Consider the following 14,683-nt stretch of genomic DNA (forward strand, 5'->3'; position numbering starts at 1 on the left):
TCTCATTGATCTTCCCATTGAGGTGTCATTGACGTTCTCGTTGAGACCGAGTTATGACCCTGAAACCCCGCATGTTTAAGAGTTATCTAGCGCCCAAACCCCGATGAGTGGTTGGATAAGAGTTATCCAACCACTCATTTACTGTTTGACGAATGGACAACCTCTAGCAGACGACATCCTCAACCTACTCGACCTCGCAGACCGCCAGCTCGCCAGCAGCCGCTTCGACACAAGGCTTTCACCGCCTACCGGGCGCGCAGTTCCACGTGCACAGTCTTAAAGTTTGCGGATACGCTCTGCGTCAGCCACGAGATTCTGCGTGAGCTTCTCCGCTTCAAGACCACTCAAGTCGCAACTATCGAAACGGGCCAGCCAGTCGGTACGAATAGCGCGGGAGTCGAACCAGGTTGCGCGCTCAGCCTCAATATCCTCGATGCCACTTAAGGTGCGGCCGTCACGGGTGCGGATCTCGAGGTCGTCGACAAGCGGCGCAATAGCCTGAAGCCCTGGAATGATGGCATTAAAACCCGACGTGTGGGAAACCTCGTTAGTCCAGCGCGGGTAGCGGCTCACGCGCTGCGCCTCCAGAAAGCGCTGGACCACGCCTAGCCTGGAGACCTCCTGCGCCACCGCCAGGCCCACGACCTTCACGCGGAAACCCGCGGAGCGAAACTTGGCTATCTCACCCGCGATGAATTCCGGGTTAGACAACGTGTTCTCAATGATGAGCGAATGCCCATGCTGGCGGCCATGCTCAATGAGCGAGGACATCCAGTAGGGCACCGGACCATTGGTGAGCACGTCCATGCGTAAGGGGTCGCGCTCCATGATCTCGTCGAGGGCGGGGTGCAGCTTCCGAATCTCATCGGAGTCAAGAACTGCATGACCATTCTTTACAGATTCAATAGCCGTTGATTTGCCTGACGCTGGCTGCCCCGCCACATAAATGACTTCTGGAGCAGACGTGCTGTGAGCATTCGATCGGCCGAAGTAGCTGGCTTGCAGAGTCTTTAGCCGTTGCTCCATAACCTGCGGATCAACGGGGAAGTCAGCGGCGGAAAGCATAAGCTATGCCGCTTTATGCTCGGAGGAGAGGGCTTCAAGCCGCTGCGCAAAGAGAGCCGCAGCGGCGCGGATGGCTTCAATGTCGGTTGAATCAACACCACTGACCATGTCCTCTACCAGCCAATTCTGACGAATCCACCATTGTGATTCAACATCGTTGCCTGCTTCAGCGGCCCTAGTGAGGTAGGCAGCTTTCAGCGAGGACGCAACCTCCTTCATGGCGTCGAAGGCTGCGTACTCGATCTCCGGGACTTTGGCGGTGCTCATGGCGCTAAGAATAGCAGCGCCAGGCCGGTTTTAGCCGTTGATGATCTGCGGGTAGGCCAGGCCAAGCAACGATGGTGTCTTCGCCATAATCAAGAATGCTTCTGCATATAACTGCCGAGTACTTGCTTTTGAATTCCTCCGAATAAAACTCAGTACTTACTGGGCCCTGCTTGGACATTCCCCAAATCGTCACAATTTCAATGACGCTCATGTCAACTGAGTGGCTCTTAACGGCTTAAGAAACCATCGCTTGCCTACTGAACACGCATTCACCTGCGAACCAAGTTTCCATAGCCACAATTTCTTTAATTTCTTCTAGAGAAATTTCGTATGGATTCGAGCTTAGAATGACCATGTCGGCCGACAGTCCTGGTTCGAGTCTTCCAACTTGATCTCCCAATCCCATCGCGTAAGCCGGGGCTGTCGTGTAGGCCGCTATTGCTTCCTCTAAGGTGATTGCTTGATCAGCCCAGAGCTGACCGGAAAACTTTCCCGTTGGGTTCTTTCTAGTTACCAACCCATAGATTGCCGCCCACACGTTCGGTGTTTCACTTACTGGCCAATCAGAACCACCCGATATTATTGCCCCCGAATCCAGGAGCGACCGATTTGGTTGCATTTTTTCAGCTCGCTCTGGAGGGAGCACTGTAGCAATTGCCTCAGAAATCACTCCTGGAAACCAGAGCGCCGGAGAAATGTCCGCCACCACATTTAGTTCTTGAAATCGGGGGATGTCTTCTTCATGGACAAATTGTCCGTGCGCAACATGATAGCGCGTGTCTTCATACCCCAGTTCCCGCACCTTCTGAACCGCGTCAAGGACATACCGAACTGAAGCATCACCGGTGCAGTGTATTTTGGCTGAAATGCCACGCTTGGCGGTAGACTTCAACCACTCTTCAAGCTCTGCAACAGGCATTGTTGTTTCACCACAGTGGCACTGTGGAAAGCCTATTCCCTCCAAATAGGGTTCGAGGAATGCAGCTGTTCCCGCAGGTGGAACTCCATCAAGAAAAATCTTTATGAAATCTGGGCGATGATGTCGGCTTCGTGTTTCTTCACGGTTCTCAATAATCCTTTCACCAAGTGGCTGTGTCCCAAATATGAAGTCATTGGCAGCCATTGAAGTAACAACCCATGATTTGAGTTGCCCTGAGTCGTCTAGTCGCTTTAATGCACGCATGAGTTGTAGCGATGAAGCTGCGTCCTGAAATGCGGTGATCCCGTATGAATGAAGGATCTCGATGCCTCGAAAGGCGGCCGCCTCTATATCCTCATCTGTCTGGGGGCAAAGTGCGGAATATGTCTGCTCGACAATTACGCCTGCAGCTTCTAATAAAACGCCTGTTGCACGACCCTCACCATCACGAAGAATCTGACCGCCGTCAGGGTCTTCAGTCGCATCATCAATCCCAGCGAGTTCCATTGCTTTGGAATTCACTAACCGATTGTGCTTGCTGTCGTCTTTTAGTAGGAGCGGATGAGGACCCGTAGCTTCATCAATAGCTTTTAGGGCCTCTGAGCAATTCAGACTTTGCAGCAGCCCAGAACCCCAGCTTCCCCCAACAATCCATGCACCATCCTCAAGTTGCGCAGCCTCGGTCCGGAGTCTCTCAAGCAATTCTTCAAATGACAAGGTTGGAGGAAAAACTAACTCAAATAGCTCCATTTGGCCTGCAATTAAATGGTGATTATGCACGTCAAGCAAGCCGGGCATTGCAAAAGAGCCGTTCAGATCTATGCTCTTCCGCGCCGCGAACTGATCAGCGACCTTTCCTACCGCAAGCACCTTCCCATCTTTAAAGGCAATACTATCGACTACGCCAACCTGCGGGTTTAGAGTCTGAATGACTCCATTCCGGAATACAACATCAGCCATCAAAGCATTCGACTTATTAGCCATCTTTTTAGCCGTTGATGATCTGCGGGTAAGCCAGGCCCTTGAGGCCCTCGGTACCGAACTCCACTCCGTAACCAGAGGACTTGATACCGCCGAAAGGCACGCGCGGATCCACAGCACCGTGGCTGTTGATCCAGGTGGTGCCAGCCTCCAGCTGTGCGGCAACTTCCAGTGCACGCTCGCGGTTGGAGGACCACACGGAGGAGCCCAGACCCACATCGAGCTTATTGGCCTGCTCAATGGCCCAATCCAGGTCCGTGTACTTCACAATCGGCAGCGCCGGACCGAACTGCTCCTCCACCACCAGCGGGTTGTCTGGGTCGATGTCCGCCACCAGGGTGGTGGGGTAGAAGTAGCCCGGCGCGTCGTAGTCTGGGTCGCCGCCCAGCAGAACACGGGCGCCGGAATCCTTGGCGGCATTGACGAGCTTGTCGACGATGTCGAACTGCTGCTTGTTCTGCAGCGGGCCGAGCACGTTTTCTTCCTCCAGGCCCACGCCCATCGGGGAGGCCTTGGCTACCTCGACGAGGGCTTCACAGACGGCGTCGTACAGCGACTCCGGCACGTACACGCGCTTCATCGCCGCACAGGTCTGGCCGGTGTTGATGAACGCGCCCCAGAAAAGATCGCCGGCGATCTCCTTCGGGTCGGCGTCATCGAGCACGATGCCCGCGTCATTACCGCCGAGCTCCAGCGTGAGACGGGTGAGGTTATCGGCGCTGGCCTCCACGATCTTCTTGCCGGTGGCGGTAGAACCGGTGAACATAATCTTGTCGACGCCCTCGTGGGTGGTCAGCGCCGCGCCAACCTCACCGGCACCAGTGACGACCTGCAAGATACCCTCCGGCAGAACGGAGTTGATGACCTCGATCAGCCCCAGTACGGACAACGGGGTGTACTCCGAGGGCTTGACGACGACCGCGTTGCCCATACGCAGCGCCGGCGCAATCTGCCAGATGGTGATCATCATCGGCCAGTTCCACGGGCCAATAGCACCGACGACGCCGAGCGGGCGGTAGTTGACGGTGGCGGTGATGTCATCATCCACGGCGGTGTAGTTGGGGTGCTCAAAGGAAGCCGTAGCATTCAGCCAACCAGAGCAAGCACCAACCTCAAAGCGGGCATTCGGACCGTTAAGCGGCTTGCCCTGCTCACGGGAGAGCAGCTCAACAAGCGCTTCAGCGTTGGCATCCATAGCCGCAGCCGCCTTAGTCAAAAGCTCGCAACGCTCAGCGTCACTAAGCTTGGCAAACTCCTTCTGCGCTGCGCGTGCAGTCTCCACCGCAGCGTTGAGGTCCTCCACCGAACCTTCCGGCACGCGGCCGACAACCTCACCGGTGGCCGGGTTGAGGATTTCGCGTCCGTTCTCGTCCGTAATCGTGTTGAGCAGGTCAGCATAGGTAGCGAACTGAGTCATGAGATCTCCTTCTAAGGGGGGTCAACAGCTTAGAACCCAGAGAAACTAAGCCAAGAGAAACTTCTTTTTGACTATGTTACCTGCGACACACTGAACCAGTTGACTATGCGCGCACACAATTTGTCCAAAAATGTGCCAACTCTCACGATATGATTCCACTTATGTCTGCTTCAGCTGTTGAGCATTTCGATATCGCGTCATGGCGCACCGCGTCATCCGGGTCTTTTGGCCAACTCGACGTGGACACCGAAGACCCTGCCACTTTTCACGCCACACTGCGTTCAACGAAGGTAGGGGATATTTCCCTCTTCGATATGCACACCTCCCCGCACACCGTGAATCGCTACAAAATAGCCGCCAACGAGGCCCCCTTTTGTAAGCTCAGCTTGCAAATCACCGGGTCCTCAACCATGAGCCAAGACGGGCGAACCTGTGAGCTGCACCCTGGGGACCTGGCACTGTACGTCACCCAGCGGCCCTACACCCTGCGCTATCCGGAGGAGCAAAACACTCTCATTGTCCACTTCCCGCAGAGCTTTCTCGACATTTCACCAGCGCAGATCCAACGCCTTACCGCGAACCCAATCTCCCGCTCACACGGACTTGGTGCGGTGGCGGTTCCTTTGTTTGAACAGCTGGCGAAGAACCTCGATCTACTCAAGGGACCCCACGCCACGGCCTTGGTCCGCTCCGCGCTCACAATGTTGGTGTCGGTTTTAGCCTCCGATGTGGCCGATGAGCCCTCATCCGGCACGCTACTGTTCAACCAGGCCACCGCCTACATCGAACAGCACTTGGGCGACCCGGACTTAGGCCCCAACACCATCGCCCAAGCACTGTTCGTATCGGTACGTCATCTCCACGCCAAGTTCTCCGAACAGGGCCTTTCCGTGGGAAGCTACATCAGAACGAGGCGCCTAGAACACATCCGCAGAGAGCTCGTGGACCCGCGGCACTCCGAGGAATCAATCAGCCACATCAGCGCCCGCTATGGCCTGCACGATCCCTCGCACCTTTCGCGCATCTTTAAAGCGGAGTTCCACAAGTCACCGAGTGCGTACCGAGCAGCGGCTAGCGATTAGCCGCGCAGCTTGTTGATGACCTCGCGAGCAGTGGAGATTCCGGTTTCAATGGCTCCATCAACGACCACTCCACGCCAACCGGAAGCCCAATCAGCTCCCGCGAAATGCAGCGAAGAGGTAGAGGTGCGGAAGTGGTGCCACCCCTCAGTGAACTGTCCACGACGCAACGTAGCCCAGGCCTGACCAGAGTACTCATCAGCAACCCAGTCATGGCCGGTGACGCCAACAACTTCGAGATCTGGACGCCACTGGTCAACGACCTTCTGAGCATCCTCAATGCTCTCTAAGTCGATCTTCTCGTGATCGGAGCCAAAGGCCACACAAATGGTCGTGCCATCATCTTCGAAGTACTCAGAGCGCAGCACGGACACAACAGCCGGTTGGGGCGCGTAGCCGAAGATATTGTGGTGGCCCTTGATCTTGATCCAAGCCTTGAAACCAGTCGAGTTCCATTTCTGCTCAATAATCTTCTGCGAGCCCTCGGGCAGACCTGGATTAAACGTAATGTTCCCCAATGCGCCGACCGGAACCGTGACAATCACCGCGTCCGCGGTTTCGGAAGTACCGTCCGCATAGGTAACCGTTGCGGAATCATCATCGTGTTCGATTGCGGTCACAGCAGTGTTCAAACGAATCTCACCGGTCAGGTCCTTCGCAATGTTGTCGTAGATGCCTCGCATGCCATTGACCAGTTTGTATCGAAGCGTTTGCTCATCCACCAACGAAAGGCGGTGATCACACAGGGCGGCCCACTGCTTGGCCATCAAGGATGAACCTTGCTCGGGATACCCAATGTATCCAGCTGACCAGTACGCATTGCACAGGTCCTTTTCTTCCTGGGTGAAATCCCCGTCTTCCAAGGCGTCGAGAACTCCTGCCTGATCTGCAGCCAGGAAAGCATCCTTCAATTCTTGGGACGCTCCGAATTTTTCATCGAGCACAAACAGTGGCTTGTGCGGCTCTGGGAAAAACTCTCGGGACTTCTCAAAGATTTTCTCCATTGGCCGCGCCAGTTTCGCATCCATTTCTGCTTCCGTTCCGGACTTCAGCTCGCCACCGGCATACCAATATGCGGTATCTACAACGGGCGAAGCGATAATATCCTGGCCATAACGAGTGATTTCGGACCAGACATGCGGTTGATGCCAGTGCACCCAGGTTGCGCCAATCTCCAGCGGGCGTCCGAGCCTATCGTCAGTCCAAGCACGGCCACCAATACGATCGCGTGCCTCCACGATGTGATAGTCGATTCCCGCGGTCTGCAGTTCACGAGCAGCCGTAAGGCCAGCGAACCCAGCGCCAACGACAATAACGTGCTTCTTTTCCATGTTTAGCTTCCTTAGGTTTTAGATTCGATCAAGATTGTCTTGAAGACTTGCGTAAATATGTGGCTGCTCGTGCTTCAAATACTCGCCCCAAGCCAGTCCCACGAGCCCAGAAGCGATGATGATTCCAGGCATCACCCACACGAGAGCATCTGGACCGGTATCACCGATCATGAGCGGGAAATTCATCAGCACCAATACGAAGACAGCCACGAGTCCGCAGGCTGACACAAGCGGTGCGATGACCCGAGTAAAGAGGCTGTAGTTTTTCTCTTGCTTGTTGAGCCAGACCATAATGGAGACGCTCACCACGGCCAGAAGAAAGACCAAGCCAAACGCCGCCGCGTTGGTCAACCAGGTAAAGAGCGTTAGGACTGGGAACTGCTCACCCATTTCACTGCCATTTCCAGCCACGGCAAAGCCGGCGATTACAACGACAGCAAGGAGAGTCTGTGTAAGGGACCCAGCGATAGGAGCACCTTTGGTGGATGATGCCGCGAACCTCTTAGGCAGAACGCGCGAGCGCCCTAAGGAGAAGAAGTACCGCGCGGCAGCATTGTGAAACGCAACGAGTGCAGCAATAAGTGAGGTCACAACCAACAAATTCGCTACGTTGGCGGCAAACGGCGAATAGTCACCCAACCACACGAAAACTAGGTCTGGGCCAAGCTCAATCGCTTTATCAATGATCTCGGACGGCCCTACCCCTTGAGCGAAGGCCCACGCTGAAAAGGCGTAGAAGAGGGCGATGGTTCCCACGGCAACATATGTGGCCTTTGGTACGGTCCGCTCTGGGTCACGCGCTTCTTCCGAATAGATTGCCCCAGACTCAAAACCCATAAAGGCAGCAATCCCGAAGGCAAGGAGAACGCCAATGCCGTCGGTGAAGAACTGGCTCGGACGCATCGTCTCTACAGTGATTCCTTCGGGAGCCACGCCAAGCGACAAAAGCGATACTCCAGCTACGACGATGAATTCAAGGGCTACCAGAACTCCTAGGACCTTGGCTGAGAAGTCAACGTTACCGACACCCATGGCAGCTACCAAGAGCCAGCCAGCCAAAGCTGCCACCCACCACGAAATGGTTGTTCCAAACCAGCCGTTGATCAGATTGGCAAGAGAGAACCCGAAGATCCCGTAGAGTCCAACCTGCATCATGTTGTAAGAAACCAGCGCCAGAATAGCCGCCGCGATTCCTTGTCGGTTACCCAGCCCTTCGGATACATAGGCATAGAATGCCCCTGAGTTCTGAATTTTCGAACTCATAATTCCGTAACCTACGGCGAAGAACACGAGAATGATTCCAAGGGCTAGGTAACCCCAGGGGACACCCAGCAAGCCGGATACCCCGAAATTAGTAGGTACTCCTCCTGCCAGCACAGTAAGAGGTGCTGACGCAGCAATAATCATGAAGACTAGCGACGTCGTCCCAAGGCGCCCGGCGCCCAGGCCACCTTCTGATTCATTGGGAGCCCGGTGCCCGGGCTGTACATTTCGAGTGGGTAGCGCTGGTGACTGCATCGATGTGTCCACTCCAACTCCTCCTTACTAACTATGTCGGCCCGACAACCCACCAGTTGAAGCTCGGTAAGTTTCGGTGTGTAGCTAGAAATTGTGCCCTACAACACAATCGGATAGTTGTTTGTGCGTGATCACGATTTGTCTATGAGTGCTATCACACAAGCGGAGGAATATTATGCATAAAACGGCAATGCTGGCACCTCCAAAGGGAGATGCCAGCATTCTGAGCGGCGAAAGTAGCGCGCTATTTAAGCATTGGCGTACGGATCACGCACACCGATGTACTGCAACGACGTGTACTCGTCGATGCCCTCGGCGCCGCCCTCACGGCCCATGCCGGACTGCTTCACGCCACCGAATGGAGCAGCGGCGTTGGAAATGACGCCGGCGTTGAAGCCCATGAGGCCGAACTCGAGGCCGTCACCGACGCGCCACATGCGGTCAGAATCCTCGGTGAACACGTAGGAGGCCAAGCCGTACTCCGTGTCATTAGCAATCTCAATTGCTTCCTTCTCATCGGAGAAGGTCAGGATCGGAGCGATCGGGCCGAAAATCTCCTCCTGTGCCACGCGGGCATCGCGGGAGACGTTTGTCAGCACGGTCGGGGAGTAGAAATAACCCTTGCCCTCACCCGGCTTACCGCCGATGAGGACCTTGGCGCCCTTGTCCACGGCATCGTCGACAAGCGCGGTGATGTTATCCAGTGCCTTCTGCTCCACGAGCGGGCCACAGGTAACGCCCTCATCGAGGCCGTTGCCCACCTTAAGCTCACCAATGCGCTTGGCGAACTTCTCCGCGAACTCTTCCGCGATGGATTCGTGCACGATGAAGCGGTTAGCGGCGGTGCAAGCCTCACCGATATTGCGCATCTTGGCACCCATGGCGCCCTCGACGGCTTGGTCAATGTCGGCGTCCTCAAAAACGATGAACGGAGCGTTGCCGCCCAGCTCCATCGAGGTACGCAGGACGTTGTCGGCAGCTGCCTTGAGCAGGGTCTTGCCCACCGGGGTAGAGCCGGTGAAGGAAATCTTGCGCAGGCGGGAATCCGCCATGATCGGCTCAGAAATAGCGGAGGCGGACTTGCCGGACACCACGTTGACCACACCCGCCGGAACGCCGGCATCAATCATGGTCTGCGCGAAGTACTGGGTGGTGAGCGGTGTGAGCTTGGCGGGCTTGACCACCATGGTGCAACCAGCAGCGATGGCCGGGGCAATCTTGCGGGTCGCCATAGCCAGCGGGAAGTTCCACGGGGTAATCAACAGGCAGGGGCCGACCGGCTTGCGGCGGGTCACCATGCGCAGGGTGCCCTCCGGCGCCGGAAGGGTACGGCCGTAATCGCGGACGGCTTCCTCGCTAAACCAGCGCAGGTACTCAGAACCATAGGTGACCTCACCGTAGGACTCCGCCAGCGGCTTACCCATCTCCAAGGTCATCAGCGCAGCGAACTCGTCCTTACGCTCCTGCACTAGGTCAAAGGCACGGCGCAGCAGGTTGGAACGCTCACGGGTGGACGTGCGTGCCCACTCATCCTGCACGGCACAGGCGGCGTCCATAGCCTTCTTCGCATCCTCAGAGGCAGCGGACGCCAGGGTAGCGATAACCTCACCGGTTGCCGGGTTTTCTACATCGAAGGTGTCGCCGCCAGAAGCGTCTACCCATTCGCCGTTAATGAGCAGGCCGGTCGGAACCTTGGCCAGCAGCTCGTCAATATTGACCTTGTTGTTTTCACTCATGATTCTTTTCTACCCTCCTAGAGTGAATTTGTCTGCGAGTTGGCGTGCCGCACCAGAAAGAAGTTGAACATCAGCACCAACCAGCGCAAATGATGCCCCAGAATCAAGATATTTCTGCGCCTGTTCGAGGTTAAAAGCGTTAACGCCTACCTTCTTTCCAGAAGCGCGCACGACCTCAAATGTGTGGTTCACGGCTTCGAGTACCTCCGGATGGGTCTGCTGACCCAACAACCCCATGGAGGCTGCCAAATCAGACGGGCCCACAAAAATCTGATCAACACCATCGATGGCCACAATGTCTTCGACATTGTCCACGGCCTTCGCGGATTCAATCTGGACCGTCAGGCTGACCGTCTCGGAAGCCTTGGGGAGATAGTTCTCCACACCATTCCACCGTGAGGACCGCGCCAAGGCAGAACCTACCCCGCGCACTCCACGTGGTGGATAGTGCATTGCCTGCACAGCCGCTTCAGCTTCCTCGGGCGTGTCAATCATTGGCACCATCAGGTTTTGTGCGCCGAGATCGAGGTACTGTTTAATAAGCGCGGTGTTATTGACGGGGATGCGCACAACGCGCGTGATGCCATAAGCATCGGTCGCGCGCAGCAGGGACAGAACTGTCTCTAGGCCATAGGGGGCATGCTCGCCGTCGATCAGCGTCCAGCTAAATCCAGCCGAGGCGATGATCTCCGCCGCAGCCTCAGACCCGGAACAGATCCAGGCACCCACGAGCGGCTGCTCTGCCTTCGCAAGAACGTCCGCAAACGTCGGCGGCAACTTTACTGGAATCGGCATGTGATGGACCCCAACTTTCCATAGTCAGCGTGGACAGTATCGCCCGGTTCAACCCACATGGGCTTGGTGAAGGAACCGGCCAGAATGATGTCGCCGGCGGCGAGGCTATCGCCATGCGCATGGAGCTTGTTGGCAAGCCAGGCCACTCCCATTGCCGGATGGTTGAGCACGGCCGCGGCCACACCAGTATCTTCGATGGATTCGTTGCGGTAGAGAAGTGCGGAGACCCAGCGCAGATCGACGTCTGCGGGATCCACCGGGTTGCCGCCGTAGACCATGGCGCCCAGTGCCGCGTTGTCCGAGATGGTATCGACGATCGTGCGGCCTTCCATCTCGATGCGGGAGGAGAGAATCTCTAGTGCTGGAACAACGTATTCCGTCGCACGAAGGACGTCGAAAATACTGCAATTCGGTCCCTTCAGCTCATCCTTGAGCACGAAAGCCAGCTCGACCTCGATGCGAACGTTGGAGAACTGCGCGTGCTCGATGGTCGAGCCATTCTCATAGACCTGGTCCTCAAAGATCGCACCGTAATCCGGTTCGGTAATTCCCGTGGCTTCCTGCATGACCTTCGAGGTCAGGCCAATCTTACGGCCGACGAGACGGCGCCCGTCTTCGATGCCGCGGCGCACCCACTCGCGCTGTACCGCGTAAGAATCCTCGATGCTCATCTCCGGGAAACGGGCGGTCAGCAGCGGAACCATTGAACGGTCCTTTTCGGCCTGCGCTAGTTCATCTGCAATAGCGATGTGCTGTTTTTCATCCAGCATGTACTTCGCTCCTTACTATGTTGTGGGACATGACTGTGGTGTTGTAGACGGTTGTTGAACGATGTGGTTTCACGTGAAACGACAACGCGGCCCCGCGTTATGTGCGCATTATCGACGCCGCGGGACCACGTTCATCAACCTGAGTACTGTGGGCTTCTAGAGCTGGTTACCCAGCTTGTACTCGCCCTGCTTCCACTCCGGCATCTCTTCCGAGTCTTCCTTACGGGTGTAGGAGAAGCCGTCCGCACCAATGGTGGCCTCCAGCTCGGACTCGTCTTCGCGAGCGACCAGCGGCACCGGGTTGCCATCCAGGTCGAGGACGGTGGAGCCATCGCGGTACCAGGAAGGAACAACTGGGGTTCCCCACCAGTCGCGGCGCTGGTTATCGTGAACGTCCCAGGTCACAACCGGGTTATCCGGATCGCCGGTGTAGTAGTCCTGGGTGTAGATCTCCACGCGGTGACCATCCGGATCGCGCAGGTACAGGTAGTACGCGTTGGAGACACCGTGGCGGCCCGGGCCACGCTCGATGCGGTCAGACTCGCGCAGGGCACCCAACTTGTCACAAATCGCGATGATGTTGTGCTTCTCGTGGGTAGCAAAGGCAATGTGGTGCATACGCGGGCCATCACCACCGGTCATAGCGGTGTCATGGACGGTCGGCTTACGACGCATCCATGCAGCATAGACGGTTCCTTCTTCATCACGGATGTCCTCGGTGGTGCGGAAGCCGAGGTCTTCCATGTACGCCACTGCCTTCGGCACATCTGGGGTGATCTGATTGAAGTGGTCGAGGCGAACGAGTGCACCAGGGATGTGGGCGTCGTATGACCAGGCCAGACGCTCACGGTGCTCAACCTCGTAGAAGAACTCGTACGGGAATCCCAGTGGGTCCTGAACGCGCACGGAGTCACCAATGCCCTTGACGAAGCCATCCTTGTTACGGCGGACCTCGCAGCCACGCGCCTTGTAGAACTCCTCGGCGAGGTCCAGGTCCTCCGGCGAACGAACGCGGAAGGAGAATGCAGCGACGGCAGCGACGGGGCCCTGTCGCAGCACGAGGTTGTGGTGGATGAACTCCTCGTAGGTGCGCAGGTAGATTTCGTTCTCGTTTTCCTCAGTCACGACGAGGCCGAGGGTGTCAACGTAGAACTTACGGGATGCAGCGAGATCGGTAACGATGATCTCCATGTAGGCGCAACGCAGGATGTCGGGGGCCTGAATGTCAGCCATGGTGGCTCCTTAGTGTGAATTAGTAATGGGGGAGTGGAGAGGGCGCGCAGACGTTACTGGTCCTGCTTGCCAAAGACCGGGTTGTGCACCTTGTCCAGGTTGATGTGGACGGCCTGCTGATCGGTGTAGAAATCGATGGAGCGGTAGCCGCCCTCGTGGCCGAGGCCGGATGCCTTGACGCCGCCGAACGGAGTGCGCAGGTCGCGGACGTTGTTGGAGTTGAGCCACACCATGCCGGCTTCAACGTTCTGGGCAAAGTTGTGGGCACGCTTGAGGTCGGAGGTCCACACATAAGCGGCGAGACCGTACTTGGTGTTATTGGCCAGCTCGAGTGCTTCTTCGTCGGTATCGAACGGGGTGATACCAACGACGGGGCCGAAGATCTCTTCCTGGAAGATTCGTGCGTCCGGCTTGACGTCAACGAAGACGGTCGGCTGAACAAAGTTGCCCTCCTCGAAGCCCTCTGGACGCTCGCCGCCGGCGGCCAGGGTGGCCTCCTGCTTGCCAATCTCGATGTAAGAGGTGACCTTCTCGTAGTGCTCCGGGTGGACGAGTGCGCCAACCTCGGTGGTCGGATCGGAAGGCAGGCCGACCTTCACGCGCTTAGCCTGCGCGGCGTAGCGCTCGACGAACTCATCGTAGATATCGCGCTGAACCAGAATGCGGGAACCTGCGGTGCAACGCTCACCGTTGAGGGAGAAGACACCGAAGATGCAGGCGTCGATAGCCGTCTCTAGGTCAGCGTCATTAAACACGATGGCCGGGGACTTACCACCCAGCTCCATGGACAGGCCCTTGAGGTGCGGGGCTGCATTGCCGAAAATGATCTGGCCGGTGCGGGATTCGCCGGTGAAGGAGATCAGCGGGACGTCCGGGTGCTTGACCAGCGGGTCGCCGGCGTAACCTTCCTCGCCGAAGCCGTTGACCAGGTTGAAGACACCCTTAGGCAGGCCGGCCTCTTCAAAGATTCCCGCCCATAGCTGAGCAGACAGCGGAGTGAACTCGGCCGGCTTGAGGACGACGGAGTTACCGGTAGCAATAGCCGGGGCCAGCTTCCAGGACTCCAGCATGAACGGGGTGTTCCATGGAGTAATCAGGCCAGCAACACCAATCGGCTTGCGGTTGACGTAGTTGATCTGGCGGCCCGGAACCTTGTAGGCGTCATCGGCCTGGGCCACAATCAGATCGGCGAAGAAGCGGAAGTTTTCCGCGGCGCGCTTGGCCTGACCGTTTGCCTGCGTAATTGGCAGACCGGAGTCGAAGGACTCCCATGCGGCGAGCTTTTCTGCGCGGGTTTCCACAATATCCGCGATTTTGTTCAGGACACGTGCACGCTCACGCGGCAGAGCCTTGGCCCACGGGCCGTTCTCGAAGGCATCCTTGGCAGCCGCAACAGCCTTATCGATATCAGCTGGCTTGCCTGAAGCTGCCTTGATGTAAGGCTGGTTCGTCACTGGATCGAGGACTTCAAATTCCTCGCCGTCGATAGACGGAACAAATTCACCATTGATGTAGTGCAGGATCTTCTCTGGAAGATCGGTGGGCTTAGCAGCATCGTTGTTGATAGCCATG

12 protein-coding genes are annotated in these 14,683 nt (G+C 56.9%); 1 reads left to right on the forward strand and 11 read right to left on the reverse strand.

Annotation, left to right across the window (positions count from 1 at the left end; genetic code table 11):
* Window positions 1-276: 276 nt before the first annotated feature.
* The 4 genes from NX84_RS00975 to NX84_RS00990 form a co-directional block, all read right to left on the reverse strand.
* The gene (locus NX84_RS00975) at window positions 277-1,065 is read right to left on the reverse strand and encodes a zeta toxin family protein (protein ID WP_039672839.1); all 789 of its coding nucleotides are present in this window, start codon (window positions 1,063-1,065) and stop codon (window positions 277-279) included.
* 3 nt (window positions 1,066-1,068) lie between these two features.
* The gene (locus NX84_RS00980; RefSeq protein WP_039672841.1) at window positions 1,069-1,332 is read right to left on the reverse strand and encodes a hypothetical protein; all 264 of its coding nucleotides are present in this window, start codon (window positions 1,330-1,332) and stop codon (window positions 1,069-1,071) included.
* 235 nt (window positions 1,333-1,567) lie between these two features.
* Window positions 1,568-3,235 (reverse strand): amidohydrolase, encoded by a 1,668-nt coding sequence (locus NX84_RS00985; protein ID WP_082013869.1) that lies wholly within the window; start codon window positions 3,233-3,235, stop codon window positions 1,568-1,570.
* 4 nt (window positions 3,236-3,239) lie between these two features.
* The gene (locus tag NX84_RS00990) at window positions 3,240-4,649 is read right to left on the reverse strand and encodes an aldehyde dehydrogenase family protein (RefSeq protein ID WP_039672843.1); all 1,410 of its coding nucleotides are present in this window, start codon (window positions 4,647-4,649) and stop codon (window positions 3,240-3,242) included.
* A 161-nt stretch (window positions 4,650-4,810) separates the two neighbouring features.
* Here NX84_RS00990 and NX84_RS00995 point away from each other — a divergent pair, with 161 nt between their 5' ends.
* Window positions 4,811-5,731: an AraC-like ligand-binding domain-containing protein gene (locus NX84_RS00995; protein WP_039673265.1), complete on the forward strand. Its 921-nt coding sequence runs from the start codon at window positions 4,811-4,813 to the stop codon at window positions 5,729-5,731.
* On the opposite strand, the gene NX84_RS01000 is transcribed toward NX84_RS00995, so the two are convergent.
* The 7 genes from NX84_RS01000 to hpaE all read right to left on the reverse strand — a co-directional run bounded on the left by NX84_RS01000 (window position 5,728) and on the right by hpaE (window position 14,682).
* Complete coding sequence (locus NX84_RS01000) at window positions 5,728-7,059, reverse strand: flavin monoamine oxidase family protein (protein ID WP_039672845.1); 1,332 nt, start codon at window positions 7,057-7,059, stop codon at window positions 5,728-5,730. The genes NX84_RS00995 and NX84_RS01000 overlap by 4 nt on opposite strands.
* A gap of 18 nt (window positions 7,060-7,077) precedes the next feature.
* Complete coding sequence (locus NX84_RS01005; RefSeq protein ID WP_231914001.1) at window positions 7,078-8,577, reverse strand: APC family permease; 1,500 nt, start codon at window positions 8,575-8,577, stop codon at window positions 7,078-7,080.
* Window positions 8,578-8,825: 248 nt separating this feature from the next.
* A complete protein-coding gene (locus NX84_RS01010) occupies window positions 8,826-10,313 on the reverse strand; it encodes an NAD-dependent succinate-semialdehyde dehydrogenase (RefSeq protein WP_039672849.1) in 1,488 nt (495 codons plus the stop codon).
* A gap of 9 nt (window positions 10,314-10,322) precedes the next feature.
* Window positions 10,323-11,108, reverse strand: coding sequence for an HpcH/HpaI aldolase family protein (locus NX84_RS01015; RefSeq protein WP_039672851.1), 786 nt, complete (start codon window positions 11,106-11,108; stop codon window positions 10,323-10,325).
* Window positions 11,093-11,878, reverse strand: coding sequence for a 2-oxo-hept-4-ene-1,7-dioate hydratase (gene hpaH, locus NX84_RS01020; RefSeq protein WP_039672853.1), 786 nt, complete (start codon window positions 11,876-11,878; stop codon window positions 11,093-11,095). Before hpaH ends, NX84_RS01015 begins: the two co-directional genes overlap by 16 nt.
* Before the next feature lie 156 nt (window positions 11,879-12,034).
* The gene (gene hpaD / locus NX84_RS01025; protein ID WP_039672854.1) at window positions 12,035-13,111 is read right to left on the reverse strand and encodes a 3,4-dihydroxyphenylacetate 2,3-dioxygenase; all 1,077 of its coding nucleotides are present in this window, start codon (window positions 13,109-13,111) and stop codon (window positions 12,035-12,037) included.
* Between the two features lie 53 nt (window positions 13,112-13,164).
* Window positions 13,165-14,682, reverse strand: coding sequence for a 5-carboxymethyl-2-hydroxymuconate semialdehyde dehydrogenase (hpaE, locus tag NX84_RS01030; RefSeq protein WP_039672857.1), 1,518 nt, complete (start codon window positions 14,680-14,682; stop codon window positions 13,165-13,167).
* Between the last annotated feature and the right edge of the window lies 1 nt (window position 14,683).

The organism is Corynebacterium minutissimum, assembly GCF_000805675.1.
Taxonomy (GTDB): Bacteria; Actinomycetota; Actinomycetes; order Mycobacteriales; family Mycobacteriaceae; genus Corynebacterium; species Corynebacterium minutissimum.